At 34.3% G+C, this 16813-nt stretch carries 12 protein-coding genes; 6 read left to right on the forward strand and 6 right to left on the reverse strand.

The features are described from left to right. Positions 1-285 precede the first annotated feature (285 nt). The 6 genes from AsAng_RS02160 to AsAng_RS02185 all read right to left on the reverse strand — a co-directional run bounded on the left by AsAng_RS02160 (position 286) and on the right by AsAng_RS02185 (position 8302). Positions 286-960: a tRNA1(Val) (adenine(37)-N6)-methyltransferase gene (locus AsAng_RS02160; protein WP_264791131.1), complete on the reverse strand. Its 675-nt coding sequence runs from the start codon at positions 958-960 to the stop codon at positions 286-288. 111 nt (positions 961-1071) lie between these two features. Further along, entirely contained in the window at positions 1072-1902 is an 831-nt protein-coding gene (locus AsAng_RS02165) for a hypothetical protein (RefSeq protein WP_264791132.1), read from the reverse strand. Positions 1903-2231: 329 nt separating this feature from the next. Next, on the reverse strand, positions 2232-2477 hold the full coding sequence (locus AsAng_RS02170; protein WP_264791133.1) for a DUF2158 domain-containing protein: 246 nt from the start codon (positions 2475-2477) through the stop codon (positions 2232-2234). 412 nt (positions 2478-2889) lie between these two features. Then, complete coding sequence (gene pckA / locus AsAng_RS02175) at positions 2890-4500, reverse strand: phosphoenolpyruvate carboxykinase (ATP) (RefSeq protein WP_264791134.1); 1611 nt, start codon at positions 4498-4500, stop codon at positions 2890-2892. A 1260-nt stretch (positions 4501-5760) separates the two neighbouring features. Next, the gene (locus AsAng_RS02180; protein WP_264791135.1) at positions 5761-6987 is read right to left on the reverse strand and encodes a pyridoxal phosphate-dependent aminotransferase; all 1227 of its coding nucleotides are present in this window, start codon (positions 6985-6987) and stop codon (positions 5761-5763) included. Between the two features lie 181 nt (positions 6988-7168). Continuing rightward, on the reverse strand, positions 7169-8302 hold the full coding sequence (locus AsAng_RS02185) for a saccharopine dehydrogenase family protein (RefSeq protein WP_264791136.1): 1134 nt from the start codon (positions 8300-8302) through the stop codon (positions 7169-7171). Between the two features lie 1037 nt (positions 8303-9339). On the opposite strand from AsAng_RS02185, the gene AsAng_RS02190 reads away from it, so the two are divergent. From AsAng_RS02190 to cheB, 6 genes are all read left to right on the forward strand, one after another. Next, a complete protein-coding gene (locus AsAng_RS02190) occupies positions 9340-10695 on the forward strand; it encodes a sensor histidine kinase (protein ID WP_264791137.1) in 1356 nt (451 codons plus the stop codon). 997 nt (positions 10696-11692) lie between these two features. After that, complete coding sequence (locus AsAng_RS02195) at positions 11693-14056, forward strand: methyl-accepting chemotaxis protein (protein WP_264791138.1); 2364 nt, start codon at positions 11693-11695, stop codon at positions 14054-14056. 27 nt (positions 14057-14083) lie between these two features. Next, on the forward strand, positions 14084-14617 hold the full coding sequence (locus AsAng_RS02200; RefSeq protein ID WP_264791139.1) for a chemotaxis protein CheW: 534 nt from the start codon (positions 14084-14086) through the stop codon (positions 14615-14617). Between the two features lie 115 nt (positions 14618-14732). Further along, positions 14733-15146: a DUF7793 family protein gene (locus tag AsAng_RS02205; RefSeq protein WP_264791140.1), complete on the forward strand. Its 414-nt coding sequence runs from the start codon at positions 14733-14735 to the stop codon at positions 15144-15146. 204 nt (positions 15147-15350) lie between these two features. Beyond that, the gene (locus tag AsAng_RS02210; RefSeq protein WP_264791141.1) at positions 15351-15719 is read left to right on the forward strand and encodes a response regulator; all 369 of its coding nucleotides are present in this window, start codon (positions 15351-15353) and stop codon (positions 15717-15719) included. 11 nt (positions 15720-15730) lie between these two features. Then, the gene (gene cheB, locus AsAng_RS02215) at positions 15731-16774 is read left to right on the forward strand and encodes a chemotaxis-specific protein-glutamate methyltransferase CheB (protein ID WP_264791142.1); all 1044 of its coding nucleotides are present in this window, start codon (positions 15731-15733) and stop codon (positions 16772-16774) included. Positions 16775-16813: the final 39 nt, after the last annotated feature.

The raw sequence follows: 16813 nt of genomic DNA on the forward strand, positions 1-16813 counted from the left end.
AAATTTTTTTATTATTCAAATAAAAAAAAGACTTCTTCTTCGAAAACTAATTCTTAGATAGACATATAAACTGTAGTTTTTGGAACGAAGTGGCTTAAAATAAGATTACTTTGTGAGTGATTGAGCCACAGGAGTGGAGGCTAATTATTGTTATTAGACCAAAATTTTTCTATAATGTTACCTACTTAAGCTAGCAAGCAGGGTATAATTGCGCCCCAAATTAGCGTTATGATGCCATTAGTTGTGTTCATGGAGGGATAAACTTATGTTATTTAGATCTGGTACTTAGAGCCTCAATAAAAAATCTTTGTGGAGTTGCTCAAACTCTGAAGTATAGTTGTGATTATTTTTTCCTTCTCGGCGAATAATAAGCTCTCCGAGTTGGCATTCTGAAGGAGATAATACGAGTTCAAGCAATAGACGATTGCTAGGTTTTCCAATTCGAGGTATAACTTCTATACAACGTTTGAGATAAAAGCCTTTTTCGATGGCCAATTGAGCAAAGGATTTCCCTTCTTTAATAGGCAAAATAACGGAAAAATTGCCCAGAGGGTTAAGAAGTTGTTGGACACAATCTAATAAAGCATCAAAACTTAATGTATCTGTACTTCTGGCTTGTCGTCTGGCTTGGTCTAGAATATTGGTACTAGCCTCAATTTTGAAGTAAGGAGGGTTAGAAATAATGCTATCGTATAGAGGAAGAGAAAAATTTGTGGTGTAAGCTTGGATAGACTGGTGAAATATTTGAATACGTTGTGACCATTTACTTAGCGTTATGTTTTCCGCTGCTTGAAGATAAGCCTGTTCTTCTATTTCTATAGCATGGATATTTGCTAAGTTATTTCGCTGTGCTGCCATGAGTGCTAACAGACCAGTTCCTGTTCCAATATCAAGAATAGAAGAAGCTTGAGCAATAGCTGCCCAAGCTCCTAGTAATACACCATCAGTGCCAATTTTCATAGCACATTTATCTTGTCTTATGTGGAATTGTTTAAATCTAAAAATAGACATTAGAATTATTACTTTAAAAAAGCTTATTCTTTGTTAATTTTTGAGAGAATGCGTAAGGGGTTAAAAGTCAAGATCTAGATCATCATCCAAGTCCAAATCCAGATCATCGTCCAAGTCAAGCCCAAGGTCATCATCATCGCTATCAAGATCAAGCCCAAGGTCTTCTTCATTATCGACCTCAAGATCCAAATCATCCCCAAGGTCAAAATTTAAATCTTCCTCCTCTTCCGAATTATCGTTTTCTTCTTCTGAATCATCGCCCAAATCAAGGTCATCGTCCAAATCTAGATCATCTAAATCTAAATCGTCCAAATCATCCCCAAAGTTTAGGTCCAAATCATCAAATTCGTCATCATCATCTAGGTTCAGATCATCCAAATCTAGGTCATCTTCTAGGTCAAGATCCAAATCTAAGTCATTATCTTCCAAGTCTAAATCCCCTAGATCTAAATCGTCTAAATCCAGATCATCGTCTAAATCCAAATCGAGGTCCAAATCATCGTCATCAAGGTCCAAATCTAAGTCAAGATCCAAGTCATCCCCTAAATCCAAATCCAAGTCGTCAAGGTCCAAATCTAAATCGTCTAAATCAAGATCAAGATCCAAATCCAAATCGAGATCATCCAAGTCGGAATCATCTGAATCCGTTCCTGCACCAGCTCCTGTTGGAACCTTATAAACTAAAACATCTAAATCTCTAGACTTAAATACGCCGTAGTTTAAAACAGAGCCATTAAACCACATGCAAGTAGGATCACCTTGGCTAAAACCTTTGGTTTCCATTCGTCTATCTATAGAAGTAAATGAAGCATTTTCTTCATCTCCAAGCAAACGCATGACAGTCATTTGTTGCATGGATTCTTTATGTCGAACTAAATCTCCAATTTTCATTTTAATTGAGTTATTCGTTTTATAAGTCTGAAATCACAATTAGTTGCTAATGTTTTAAAGAGAAATCTTAATTTAAACTAATTATAACCCATACCTACACTTATTTAAGAGAAAGTAATGGCACAAAATTATTTGTAGAATTTGGAGTAAAAGATTTTTGATAGTAACAAGGTACCAAATAGCTTGCATCCGTTTATTGTTGCGGTATAAAAGAGACTATTTGTAACCAAAATAAGATCAAAAAAATTACTTGAATAAACTATTGATAATTTAGAAGCATTACTCAATATTGGTTATTGTAAAATTAACTGGTTTGAACTAGGACTGGGTTAATCTTCAACAGGAAGGGGAGTCCCATCGGTATAAACTAGTGTTGCAGCTTTAAAGGATTCTTTTTTGTTTTTAAAGTTGTCCTCATTGATTTGTTGTTGCCATTCGCAAGTAACATCGCCGGGACCAAAACCTTTTATTGCGCCTAGTTTGTCACGAGATCCTTCTCCATCTTGAAAAACGTAAATAATAATCATATCTGGACCTCCAGATTTGAGCCGAACTACATCTCCTACTGCTGGCATAATAATACGGGAATTAAAATTAGATAATGGTTGCACAGTATTTCCCAATCATTAGATTAGGAATCCTATTGCATTTATAGTTATGGTAAAATCACTAAGTTTTACTTTCATTTTCTAAAAAAATAATTGTTTTGGATAAGAATAGCCTAACAATAAAAAAGACCTTATTCCTAATAGACAAATCTTTAGTACTAGAAAGTTAATAAATGATTTTTATTATTTGTAGTCTTATTTATAAGCCCACACTACAATATATAAAATATGTTGTAGATATAATATTCCTTTATAAAATTTCTTCTTAGAGGAAAAGCTAAATTTTGTTATACCGCAATAAAAAAGGATAGAATACAAACCGTATCCTATCCCTTAATGGTGCTAATAAACAAACACCTTTGGTATTTTATCGCTATGCTTAAGCCGTTGCTGTAGCTTTAGGAGCTGCAGCCATAATCTCTTCGTTAGCTTGAGCTTTGTATTGTTCAAAGTTGTTGACAAAACCAACAGCTAATTCTTGAGCTTTGCTATCATAAGCAGCCTGATCTTCCCAAGTATTTCTAGGATTAAGTACTTCATCAGGAACATTAGGACAGGTATTTGGCATATTGAGCCCAAAAACAGGAAGCGTAGAAAACTCAACATTATCTAGTGCTCCATTTAATGCAGCAGTAATCATCGAACGAGTATACTTTAATTTCATACGATTACCTACACCATAAGAGCCACCAGACCAACCTGTGTTGATTAGCCATACATTTACATTATGCTCTTTCATTTTAGTTCCTAACATCTCAGCATACTGAGTAGGATGCAAAGGAAGGAAAGGAGCACCAAAACAAGCCGAAAATACAGTTACTGGCTCTGTAATCCCTGCTTCTGTTCCAGCTACTTTAGCCGTGTAACCTGAAATAAAGTGGTACATTGCTTGTCCTGGAGTCAATTTTGAAATGGGAGGCAAAACACCAAATGCATCACAAGTCAAAAAGAAAATATTTTTAGGAATTCCTCCTTTAGAAGGTTCTAGTGCATTATCGATATGATGGATAGGATAAGAAACACGAGTGTTTTGAGTAATATCAATGTTTTCATAGTCGGGGGTACGAGTACCTTCATGAAACTTGATATTTTCTAAGATGGCTCCAAATTTAATCGCATTATAAATTTCTGGTTCTTTTTCAGCAGACAGATCAATTGTTTTGGCATAACATCCTCCTTCAAAATTGAAGACCCCTTCGTTAGACCAACCGTGCTCGTCATCGCCAATTAGGTTTCGTTTAGGATCAGCAGAAAGCGTTGTTTTACCTGTTCCAGAAAGCCCAAAAAATACAGCAGTATCTCCTGATTCTCCAACATTAGAAGAACAATGCATTGACAACACATTTCTGTTGTGTGGCAAAACATAATTTAAAACAGAGAAGATGCCCTTTTTGATTTCGCCAGTATAACCTGTACCACCAATTAGGATTACTTTACGAGTAAAATTAATGATTGCAAAATTATGTTGACGAGTGCCGTCTTCGTCTGCAACAGCCATAAATTCAGGCGCACACAAAATAGTCCATTCTGGATCTGCATTTTTTATTTCCTCCTTGCTTGGACGCATAAACATGTTACAAGCAAACATAGCAGACCAAGGTTTTTGAGCTACTAATCGAAGTGTTAGACGGTAGTTTTCATCTGCACAAGCATAAGCATCACGTACATAGACATCTTTATCCTCTAAATAAGCAGTAACCTTATTGTATAAAGCATCAAATTTATCAGAATCAAAAGGCATGTTAATATCATTCCAGTCCACTGTATTCGTAGTAATTGCATCCTTTACAATGAAGCGATCTTTGGGTGAACGTCCAGTAAACTCCCCTGTTCTGATAACAAGTGCACCAGAATCAGCCAAGACGCCTTCACCCATAGCAATAGTACGTTCTACTAGTTCAGGAACAGGTAAATTCCAGTAAGCGGTTACATTTTTCAGACCAAGCGTAGTTAAATCTGCGTTGGGATTTTTAAGACCTACGTTCTTCATTAGTCGTGTTTTTTTTTGTGATACACCTTATAGTCATTGTTTTATTTCTTTGTGATAATTTATATTTGTTTAAATATGTAGTGAATCACTTGTTAGTTGTTTAAAACAGTTAAATTAGAGCTACAAAGTAATCTAAATTTAAAAATAAAGTTTTTCTTTTTTTTGCCAATTGACTTTATGTGCCAATTCACAACTTCTATTTGGGTTTGATGTTCTAGGGGAGTATAGAACATCTGAGAACTATTTAAATAGGACAAATATTTAGTTTTATATTTTTGCTTCCCACACAAACCCTTAAAAAATAAGCTTGATCTGCCTTAAATTTGAAAGGCAAACTATTTTTTGTTGGTTAGATGGTTTTCAAAAAACTTAACATTGATTTGAAGCCTAGCGGATGAATGGGAAAGCTAGGAGATTCAACTCATTTTAAAGAAGTAATTAACAACAACATTGCTTTTAGACTTAAGTTATTTTTTATCACTTCATTATGTAATTGGACAAAAATAAGCTGGCATTTTCATTATGTTGTATGTTACACTCATTTAGAAAGCCTCATTTTGCAAGCTAAAAAATTCAACCTACTCTTTTGCCCATCTACTTAATTATACAATAGTTCGCTAAAAACGAACGAAATTTGCCACCTAATAAACAGTACAATGAGCAGTTTAGTGCAATGCACTAATAAGGCTCAGTAAGTAGTAATGTTGCCAATCTTAGCAAATTGCTTATAGAAGTACTTTATTTAGTTCAAAGTTGATTATCAATAATATAACTTTCTGTTGATTGAGTTGCTAAGTTATTGATAAATAGTTTTTTATAAAGTATTTCTGTGAGCAACTAAAAAGGCTACAATCGTACCAAAGATAGTTAGCAAATTATTTAACTGTAAAAATACAAAAGTTTAAAGATTAGAAGCGAATTAATTACTAAAAACTTCTTAACCTTAACGCTGTATTAATAATCTATTTTGAATATAGAACCCTCTAATCCTGCATTGATTTTTTACAACTTTAGTACAAAAGATGTTTTTGTTATTATTCAACCAAGAGGGGTAAGTCTTTCTAGGTTTTCAACAAAAAACTAAATGCAAAAAGATTTATTTTTTTCCTGTAAATTATTGTACACAATTAAGTAGATGGACAAAAGATGCCCAATTTAATGTTAATTATTTTTGTCCACCTACTTACTTATAGACATCGATTCATTGAATGATCCCTAAACAAAAAAAAGCAGTGCGCAATTTATTGCGCACTGCTTTTTTTAATTTACATTTAGTTCTACTTTATTTTCCTTTATGCGACCAGGATATACCTTTAGAGCTTCTTCTAGACAATCCATTGCAGCATTCAAATCATCTGAATTTAATACATAAGCAATACGAGCCTCTTGCGTACCTAGTCCATCGGTACCATAAAAACCAGCACCAGGAGCCATCATAACAGTTTGCCCATTGTGACTAAACTCTTCTAGCAACCACTGACAAAACTTATCACAATTATCTACTGGGAATTTTACAAAAGCATAAAATGCACCTTTGGGGTTGGGGCAAACAACCCCTTCCATTCCTTGTAAGCGACGGATAACCGTTTTGCGACGGTTATCATATTCCTCTGTTACCTCTCCAAAATAACTTTGAGGAGTATCAATAAGCCCTTCGGCAAGAATTTGTGCTAAAGTAGAAGGGCTCAAGCGAGCCTGTGCCAATTTCATTGCTTCTTCCATAAAAGTAGCATTTTTAGAAACAACCACCCCCATACGAGCGCCACAAGCACTATAACGCTTAGATATAGAATCTACCATAACAGCATGTTCTTCCATACCTTCAATGGCCAAAATAGAAGTATGCTGTTGACCTTCATAACAAAAATCACGGTATACTTCATCCGCAATCAAAAACAAGTCATGTTTTTGAACAATTGTTCTTAATTTTTCTAATTCTTCAACCGAATATAGATACCCTGTAGGATTACTAGGGTTGCAAATTAAGATCGCTTTTGTTTTTGAGGTGATTTTCTCTTCAAACGCTTCTATAGGAGGCAAAGCAAACCCGTTTTCGATATTTGCTGTAATTGGAATAATATTAATATCTAAACTTTTTGCAAAGCCATTATAGTTGGCATAAAAAGGTTCTGGAACAATAATTTCATCTCCTGCATCTGCACAAGTAAGGATTGCAAATAATAGGGCTTCTGAACCTCCATTGGTAACAATCATTTGGTCAGTATTGGTTGTTATTCCATAACGACCGTAAAAGTCTACCAATTTTTCACGGTAGGAGAGAATCCCTGCCGAATGAGAATAGGCAATAACACCTAAGTCTGCCTCTTGAAGTGCCTTTACACCAGTATCAGGCGTCTTAATATCTGGTTGTCCAATATTGAGGTGAAATACATGTAAACCTCTTTTTTTTGCGGCTTCTGCATAAGGTACTAATCGACGAATGGGAGAAGCAGGAGTATTAATAACTCGTTTTGATGTTATTGGCATAATCCAAAAACTTTTTTATGAAAAATAGTTTATTTTAGTTTAGACTACAAATGTACAAAAGGGTTTTTATTAATGGGAATTAAGAAATAAGAATTATCAATTAAATCTTGTGTTTTTATAATTAAAGTGCAACAAAAGGTGGATTTTAGTACTAAAATTAGGAGGACAGTTATAAAAGTTTCTATGTTATTGTTCGTTTATAGTGAACGTTGCGTTCTTTTAAGTAGTTGAGGAAGTAATTAAAGCAAACTTCGTCCTTGCCAACGAGTTCTGGAGGGAAAACACCTTTCTCAGTAAAAATACCTTCTAGGAATAAATTAGCTGCTGCTGTGGCGGTATAACCTGTTGTTCGTGCCATAGAAGAAGTTTGTGTGCTAGTGCAATATTCATCGTATAGATTATAAACAACAGTCTTGGTTTGCCCCGTTTCGTCTTTCCCTTTTATGTTTACTTGCATTACAGTAAGTTCTTCTTCTTGGGGCAAGAGTTTCCACTCTTTAAATAAAATTTGGCTGCTAAAGTCTAAAGGTCGAACCATTACTCCATTTACATTAATTTCTTCTGTATTAAAGAATCCACTTTCTTTGAGTACCCGAATGTATTCTACATGACCAGGATAACGCAATGTTTTTTCTTTTAAGTTAGGGATATGTGACATCGTAAATAAGATAGAACGTAAGCCATCTGAATTAAAGGACTCTAGGGTTCCTATTCCGTCAAAATCTATATATTCACAGTCGGTAAGCGGTTCACGCACAACAATGGTACCTGCTTCAACATAACGAGCAGGACGGGTGTATTCTTCAATAACATCAATCGGAGAAAAAGGCGCTTTATAGCAAAAAGGCCATTTTTTTATTTTGGGTAAGCCCCCAACTAAACATTCAAAATCTGTAATTTCTAAAAGCTCATTATAATATCCCAAAATAATATTGTCCATTCCAGGAGCGACTCCACAATCAACAATCGCAGTCACTTGGTTGGCTTTTGCCAAGGCATCTAACTCCAATGCATTCTCAGGAAAAAAAGAAATATCAATCACATTCATCTTGGCCGTTATAATAGTTTTGAGTGTTTCAAACCCTAAAAAGCCTGGAACTGCACAAATTACTAAATCATAAACCTTGATAGCATCAACTAAAGCAGCTTTGTCGGTAACGTCTAGCTGTTGTATTTTTAGAATGGGGTGTTGCTGATGCACTTTGTCGAGTGTGATCTGATTTAGGTCAGTTAGGGTGACTTGGTGTTTTTTGGATAAATCAATGGCCATTGCACTACCAACCATACCAGCACCTAACACAATAATTTTGTTCATAATAGAAATTTTATAAAAAATAAGAAAGCACTAAATAACTAGACAGAATTAATTCTACTTCGTTATTTGAGTGTATTGTCCTTTTAAAAGTTTGGCGCTTGGTCGTCTTAGTAGCCAAAGCGAACCAGGGATAAAAATAGCGGTCAAAAGTTACGCTAAAAAATATAGAGGACAGTGTATTAACGTTAGAAAATAAATACCTTATTTAACTCAAAAATAGGTAGACTTAGTTGCTAGAGTAGCTACAAGCCAGGGGTTCTGACCCAAGGGAGTTGGTTAATTTTTATGTTTTGTCCAAAGAACATGATAAGAATAGTGATTTGGATATATTTTATTGAAGTAAGAACGCAAAAAAAGACCAATAATTAAAATTTTAGAATAAGCATTACTCTGTTGAAAACCCGAACAGAGCTTTGTTCTTAATGGAACAGTAATCGAGAATGAAACCTAAGAAAAAGTATTATTATTTAAATGGGGAGGATAAAAGCTTATCATATGAAAATTTTAGGCATCTTGTCGGGCATTTTTTTTTGATTAAAAAACAGTTTTGATAAGCTAGAATTAAATCGCTCATTCGTTTTAAATTATTATATTGATAATAATAAGCTATAGAAATTCTGGTAGAAATATAGGGATAAGTTACTTAAACTATACAGGATTTATTATCTTCGGAGTAAAGCCTAAATAAGCATACACACTGATATTGATAATAATATTGAATCTATATTATTAATAGATAATTAGTGCTTAGATGTCAACTTTTTTTGCCAATATTTTTTTTGAAATCTAATTCTAAAAAAAGAACTTAGACAGATAAAGTATATCAACTTTAGTGGGGTTGCTAAGAAAGGAAGCATCGTAAAACTTTTATAAAGTTTTCATAAATAATCAAAGATATAATGTTGTTATTATAGTAAAGGGAACAAGAAATGGCTAGCATATAGGTTGAAAAACGACCTGATAAACTACCTTCCAATTCCTAAGTTATTATTAATTTATGCAGAGAACAAAAAACTCTTCAAAGATAAAAATGTGCTATGATAGACTCAAACTCTATTCTAAATTCATTAGATGATGTAGTGTTGTTGATAGATTCTGATTTGATTTTTCGTAAATATTGGGCTAATGATGAGTGTGTTTTATGGGAACCTTTAGAACAATTCTTGAATAAAAAGATTAAAGAAGTTTTTCCGTGTGATCAAGAGCTCAATATCAGCAAATGTATAGAGCATGCTTTTGCTACTCAAAAAAATAACCAGGTTATCTATTATTCTAAAGAGAACGACAAGCATAGGTGTTATAGAGTAAAGCTAAATCTTATTCATACTATTAATAATGTTGGCAAAAAGTATATGCTTTTGATTGTGGGCGATTGTACCGTAGAAGTTGAGGTAAAAGAACAAAAGCGTATTTTTGAAGGGATTGTTTCTCAGGATTGGGATGCAATTACTTTTGCCAATTTGGAAGGGATGGTACAGTATATTAATCCCGCTGCGAATCGTTTATATGGCTATAAAGAAAAGGAATTAATTGGGCAGCATGTTGATATTTTTAATAGCCAACAAGAGCACGATACCGAAGAAATTATTCAAACTATTATCGATACGGGGGTATGGTCAGGAGAAATGGTACAAATTCGTAAAGATAAAACGGTTTTTGATGCTTTTTTGTCTGTACAATTAATTAAAGATAGTACAGGAAAACCAATTGGTTATGCTTCTCATAGCAAGGACATATCAGGACGAAAAGAAACGGCAAAGAAACTCAAAAAAATTATTGAAGAGCGAGAAACCTTACTCAAAGAAATTCACCATAGGGTAAAAAATAACTTACAAGTTGTTACTAGTTTATTAAGTTTGCAAGCTAATATAATTGATGATAAAAAAATAAAACAAATATTTGAACAAAGTCAATATCGAATTAATGCAATGGCTACGATCCATAAGACGCTTTATCAATCGGAGGACTTTTTGACAATTGGCTATGGGCAATACATGAAGGCTTTGGCTCATTATTTAATACTTTCAATTAAAGGAGACGATAAAAATGTTGCGTTATCAATTGATGCTATTGATGTGAAATTAAATATTGATACTGCAATTCCCTTGGGGTTACTGATTAATGAAATTATTACAAACTCATTAAAATATGGGTTAAAAGGTGATACCAAAGGCGAAATTTATATTAAATTAAAGTTGCTAGAATATCCCAATTATCTTTTGCATATAGGGGATAATGGGGTAGGTTTTTCCAATACTATTAATTCGAAAACAACAAAATCCTTGGGACTTAAATTGATCTGCAATTTGGTGCGCCAACTAAAAGGAAAAATTACAAAAAAATCTACCCAAAAAGGAACGCATTATGTTATTGCCTTTCAAGAAATCGTCTAACAGAAGGGGGCTGCTTTCAAACCCAATACCAAGACCTAATTCTTGTTTGATAGGGGGCTATTAAAATGCATTTTAAAAAATGTACCTCTAGGGAGGAATTGATAAGTTCTATTATATTTAAAAAAAAAATATAGATGATTTGTGGGATCTTGATATTTTTTCCTTATATTTATAAGGAACGAATTCAGATACTATTGTTTATTAAATGAAAATGAGACTCTTATCTACCTTTGTCCCGCCTTATTATACTTTTAGAGAGATCGTTTACTAACTACAAAATAAGTACAGGAGAAATAATTATAATTCCCTTTTTGATTTAGATATATACGGTAATCTACTTTTGCGACTAAAAGCAATTAGCCAAAAACATAAAATAAAAATATACAACTGGTTTGGACTGTTCCAAAAGAACGGGGGTTCTCTTTTGTTATGTTAGAACTTAGGACATTCTAATATTTATGAACAATTCCGCCAGTTGTTTTTTTTTGTCAAAAAATCAATTGTTTTATATTTGTTTAACTATATTTAAATTATTATTGAGAATAATTAGGAACTAAAAAAGTTAATTCATAATTTAATATAATTATATTGCAAGTCCCAATAAAAATCCCCCTCTTTTAATCCCGATATAAGATATTTTAATGCTATAATAATGGTTATTGATTATTCCCATAATTAATTAGATAACTGTTTTAATTATTGCAGATGACCTATTTTGTTCATTAATATTTGACCGACCTATAATTGGCTGAAAATGAAGATCAAGTGAACCATCAATAAAGTAGGTTGTGTATTGTAAGTAGAAAAGTTATTATGCTGATAATTAGCTGAATATTACTTGTGTAACTTTGTTGAATTAGAGACATAACTGTGGAGTACATAATATTAATATCTAAAAAATAAGATGTCCATAAACATAAAATAGTTAATGTTTTTAAAGATGAAGTAAATGATCAGAATTGATACAATTGGACATTTGTTTTTAATGTAAAATACCATGAATAAGAAATTACTAGAGAATATTGGTGGAACAACAACACTTCATTCAATAGTTAATCATTGGTACGACCGAGTACTAGATGATGTAATGTTAGCGCATTTTTTTGAGTTAGTAAATATGGAGTGGCTGAAGCAAAAAATGGTTCACTTCTTAGAAGTTTTGCTCACAAATGGGCGTTACGAAATGGGAGGGCAAATTCAGGAATCACATGCTGAATTGGGAATACAGATGGCTCATTTTAATGCTTTTATAGGTCATTTGAATATGACTTTGGATGAATTAGAGATTAAGGAAGAATATATAGAAGATATTATAGATCTGGTATTAGAAACCAAGGAAGATGTATTGTCTAAAAAAGTAGAAGTAGAGGCAAATAATACTCCTCCTAATCAAAATGAAAATATGACTACCCAAAAGAATGGAGACTATGAAGCATTATTGCAAAAAGCATTAGATGCTTCTTTTGCTAGAATGGAGTTTGATAAAGAGGGACGGATTGTTGATGTTAACCAAAACTTTGCCACTATCTTAGGCTATACAGATCCAAGTGAGATCATTGATAGTCATCATTCCATTTTTATTGAGAAGGAATACAAGTTATCTATAGACTATGAAGCGTTTTGGACTAATTTAAAAAAAGGTATTGTTCAGGAAGGGACATTTAAACATACTACAAGAGACAATAGAAATATTTGGGTGCAAGCAGCTTATACTCCTTTGCTTGGGGATAATGGTGAAATCATTCGAGTTATTAAGATTGCTACAGATGTTACCAAAGAAAAAGAAAATACAATGAATGCTGTAGGTTTAAAAACAGCTGTGGATACTTCTTTTGCTCGAATTGAGTTTGATAAAAATGGAAACATACTTGATGCCAATGACAACTTTACCAAATTATTGGGCTATGGTGATGTTTCTGAATTGAGAGGACAACACCATTCTATTTTTGTCAATGAACGTTATAAAGTGTCTGAGGATTATCAGATGTTTTGGGCAAACTTAAACAATGGGAAAAGTCACACAGGCGAATTTGAGCGGGTTCTACGAGATGGAACAGTTGTTTGGATACAGGCTGTTTATACTCCTATTAGAGATGAAAATGGAGCCATTGAAAAAATAATAAAAATAGCAACCAATATTACCAATCAAAAACAATTCTTACAAGAAATTAATAAAGTAATTATTTCGGCAGGGGAGGAAGGTAAGTTAGATGCTCGATTGGATGCTAGTCAAGCTACTGGTGATTGGAAAGAGTTGGCGAGTTCAGTTAATCTTTTGTTAGAATCTGTAGCAATGCCTGTGATGGAGTTGAGTGAGGTTGTTGGCGCTTTGGCAAAAGGAGATCTAACAGAACGTTTTGATTCTTTTATTGAGGGGGATATTAAACAATTGGGGGATGAACTGAATACAGCAATTGATAGTATCAATGTTTTGATGGGTCAAATTTCTCAGATTGGCAATTTAGTTGCCGCTTCAGCAGAAGAAATGTTGGTGAAGGGAGAAGAAATGAAAAATACGACCCAAGAGGTGGCTTCTGCTACTCAGCAAATGGCAGAGGGAGCGCAACAACAGGCACAGCAGACGGATGAGGCGAGTAAAATGATGGATAATGTGCTTAAGGCTGTAGATATTATGGCCGAAAAAGCAGGCTTGATCAATGAATCAGCCGTGGAAGGGCAAAAAAATTCTACCGAAGGTTTGTCTACCATCAAACTGGTTGCCAACAGCATGAATGAAATTCAGGATTCTGCGGTTAGTACTTCAGAGTCTATTGAGATATTATCTGAACGTTCTGAGGAAATTGCCAGTGCGTTGTCTGTGATTACAGATATTGCTGCACAAACAAACTTATTGGCGTTGAATGCTGCAATTGAAGCCGCTAGGGCTGGGGATGCTGGTAGAGGATTTGCGGTTGTTGCTGAAGAAATTCGAAAATTGGCAGAGGGCTCTAGAAAATCTGCTGTGGATATCGAAAAGGTAATTAAGGAAGTCCAAAAAGATATTTTGGCAGCCTCCAAAGCGATTGATAGCATGGAATCAAATGTGAAAAGTGGAATGGCAGCTTCTAGAGAGGCAGAGGCGGTATTCGAAAACATTGAAAGCGCCAGTAACGAAACACTTGATTTGTCAAAAGAAATTGTAGAAGCAACAGAAGACCAAAAGGAGTCGATTAATGCTACTGCCAAAAATATAGAAAAGATTGTAGTGGTTGCTGAAGAAACGGCTTCGGGAACAGAACAAGTCGCTAGTTCTAGTAAGGTGTTGAGCCAAGGAATGAACGAGGTAACGGCTACTAGTGAGGACTTGGCAAATGTTGCCAATCAGTTACAAGAAAGTATTTCTAAATTCAAACTTCAATAACAGGTCGAATAATTAAAATTGAAATGAATGTCTGATAAAACAGAATATACTATTGAAGATGTCAAGCGGGAAGCGGCAAATCATCAACAAAACAAAGAGCAGTCAGAGCTGATGCAGTTGATTATTTTTAAGCTTGGAGGAGAAGAATATGGGCTTTCTATTGACCAAATCAAGGAGGTTGTACTCACTCCTAAAGTAGCAAAAATGCCACAAACGCCTCCTTATATCAAAGGCGTTGCCAATATCCGTGGAACCATTATTGCCATTATGGATTTGGAGCAAAAATTTGGTTTGGGAGAGGAACAGGAAGAGGAACAAGCACTTAATTATACGCTGGTGGTAGAAAATGAGACGGTTAAAGTTGGGATATTGGTCAAAGAGGTTCCCAATACATTAACTATAGAGGTGGATGATATTGACAAGGCATCTACCTTGGTTCAGTATTCTTCTTTGGATGCAAGTTGTTTGATTGGGGTGGTTAATGTTGGTGAACGGATGATTATTTTAATGGATATGATAAAATTGATAGAAACAGAAGGCGTAAAAACTTCTTACACTTAGTAAGGTACTTTAGGGAATTGTCATAGTTATATACAAAGTCAGGTGAAGTTTTTATTTCATAAAGGACTTAAGGCTAATAGGGTTTATATTTTTTATAACAAATAAATTAAGACTTATGGAGTATAAAACAAGATCGATACAAATTACTGTTCGACCAGATGACATTGTTGAGGTTACAAACCTAGAGAACTGGAATGAGCCAGATACCTTAGAAACTGCCCAAGAGAATATAGCAATGATGGAAACTGCGATGGATGGAAAACGTCGGGCTATTATGGTACATCTTCCTAATACTTATACCAGTAAGGAAATTTTGGAATATTATTATAATGCCAATGTAGGTGAAATTGCTAGAGCTTTTGTAGCGAATTCGTTTGCTTCTAAGGTGGTTGGAAATCTTTATTTGAAATTGGCAGGAAAGGCGACTAAACCTACTGGAGTACAGTTTAAGATTTTTTCTCAAAGAACGAAGGCTATTAAATGGTTGTTAGAAAGAATTAAAGAGGACAAGGGCAACAAACTAGCCTGAAAAAATACAGCATTACCCTAGTGGTAATAGAAAAGCATAAAGATCCGATGGAATAATAGTGTGGATATATTTTGAGTTCAAAAGATTCCTATCTGTTGTTTGCATTGTGTTATCTTATAAAAAAAAACATCATAGACAAAAGTGTTTCAAAAGAGGAAATATTTTGTAACAACGGTCTAGGAATTAAATAAACAAATAGATAAAATGAGTAAACGAGTTTTAATTGTAGATGATTCTTTATACATGCGTACGATGATTAATTCAGCATTAACATCGGCAGGGTATGAGGTGGTTGGTCAAGCAGCAAATGGAGAATCTGCAATTGATATGGCAATGGACTTGCTTCCTGATTTGATTACCTTGGATAATATTTTGCCAGATATGATTGGAACAGATATATTAAGGGTATTAAAAGAAGATGAAAATATTCCATCGAAAGTGATTATGATTAGTGCTGTAGGACAAGATTCTGTCATTCAAGAAGGAATGAGTTTGGGAGCAGCTGCTTATATTGTCAAACCTTTTACGACCGAAAGCTTATTGGAAATAATTAATAAGGAAATGGAAGATTAAACGAATTATAAGTGGACAGTAAAAAACAGATTAATGTATTGGTTGCAGATGATTCTGCATTGATGCGTATTCTGATAAGCGACATTATTGAAAAGGATAAATCTATCCATGTGATTGGCCAGGTTAATAATGGCAAAGCTGCTTATTGGTCAACCAAAGAATTGAAACCCGATGTAGTTTTGATGGATATGACGATGGGAGAATATGATGGAATTTATGGCGTTACCAAAATAATGGAAGATTGTCCAACACCTATTATCATTTTATCGGCTGTTGGTAATACAGATATGGAACCCATCATGAAAAGCTTGGAATTGGGAGCTATTGATTATCTCAATAAACCAGCTAAAAATCGGGTGAATATGAATGAGGTAAAGGTAGCCTTGATTAACAAGATAAAAATGGCAAGCCAAATTGTTTTACCTCAACCAGACAAGAGCGACCATGCAGTAAATATCAATGAGCATTCTTTTGGCTCAGAAATATCTTATGACTGTATTGTTTTAGGGGCTTCTACTGGTGGTCCTAGAGCAATTGAAAAAATATTGACACAGTTGCCTAGAAATTTAACGGTTCCTGTCATTATTGCACAACATATGCCAGCCAGCTTTGTGGCTTCTTTTGCCGAAAGGTTAAATCTATTGACTCCATTGAATGTTGTGGTTGCCTCTAATGAGGCTGTTGTAGAGGGAGGAAATGTCTACTTGGCGCCAGGAGATGCTAATTTGGTGGTTATTAAGAAAGGAGGAACGATGGTTTTTGGATCAACCTCTAAACTGTTTTTAGCCTATAATAACCCTTCTGTAGATGGTTTGATGCTTTCTGTTGCAAAAGCTTACAAACACAAGGCAATAGGGATTGTGCTAACAGGAATGGGAAAGGATGGTTCTATAGGGCTCAAGGCAATTAAGGATGCAGGAGGCTATACGATTGCTCAGAGTGAAGCATCTTGTATTGTTTATGGAATGCCCAAAGCGGCATGGGCTAATGGAGCGGTTCAGCAGATGGTTCATTTAGACGAAATTGCTGGTTTTTTAGTTAGTTGTTTGGCTTAATAACCAAAATAAAAATAGGCATTAGTTGTACGATGTGTT

Source organism: Aureispira anguillae, from assembly GCF_026000115.1.
Taxonomy (GTDB): Bacteria; Bacteroidota; Bacteroidia; order Chitinophagales; family Saprospiraceae; genus Aureispira; species Aureispira anguillae.

Coding starts and splice junctions, on each gene's coding strand:
- AsAng_RS02195 (WP_264791138.1), top strand. CDS start 11,693: ATGAATAAGAAATTACTAGAGAATATTGGTGGAACAACAACACTTCAT.
- AsAng_RS02170 (WP_264791133.1), bottom strand. CDS start 2,477: ATGCCAGCAGTAGGAGATGTAGTTCGGCTCAAATCTGGAGGTCCAGAT.
- AsAng_RS02165 (WP_264791132.1), bottom strand. CDS start 1,902: ATGAAAATTGGAGATTTAGTTCGACATAAAGAATCCATGCAACAAATG.
- pckA (WP_264791134.1), bottom strand. CDS start 4,500: ATGAAGAACGTAGGTCTTAAAAATCCCAACGCAGATTTAACTACGCTT.
- AsAng_RS02180 (WP_264791135.1), bottom strand. CDS start 6,987: ATGCCAATAACATCAAAACGAGTTATTAATACTCCTGCTTCTCCCATT.
- AsAng_RS02160 (WP_264791131.1), bottom strand. CDS start 960: ATGAAAATTGGCACTGATGGTGTATTACTAGGAGCTTGGGCAGCTATT.
- AsAng_RS02190 (WP_264791137.1), top strand. CDS start 9,340: ATGATAGACTCAAACTCTATTCTAAATTCATTAGATGATGTAGTGTTG.
- AsAng_RS02185 (WP_264791136.1), bottom strand. CDS start 8,302: ATGAACAAAATTATTGTGTTAGGTGCTGGTATGGTTGGTAGTGCAATG.
- AsAng_RS02205 (WP_264791140.1), top strand. CDS start 14,733: ATGGAGTATAAAACAAGATCGATACAAATTACTGTTCGACCAGATGAC.
- AsAng_RS02200 (WP_264791139.1), top strand. CDS start 14,084: ATGTCTGATAAAACAGAATATACTATTGAAGATGTCAAGCGGGAAGCG.
- AsAng_RS02210 (WP_264791141.1), top strand. CDS start 15,351: ATGAGTAAACGAGTTTTAATTGTAGATGATTCTTTATACATGCGTACG.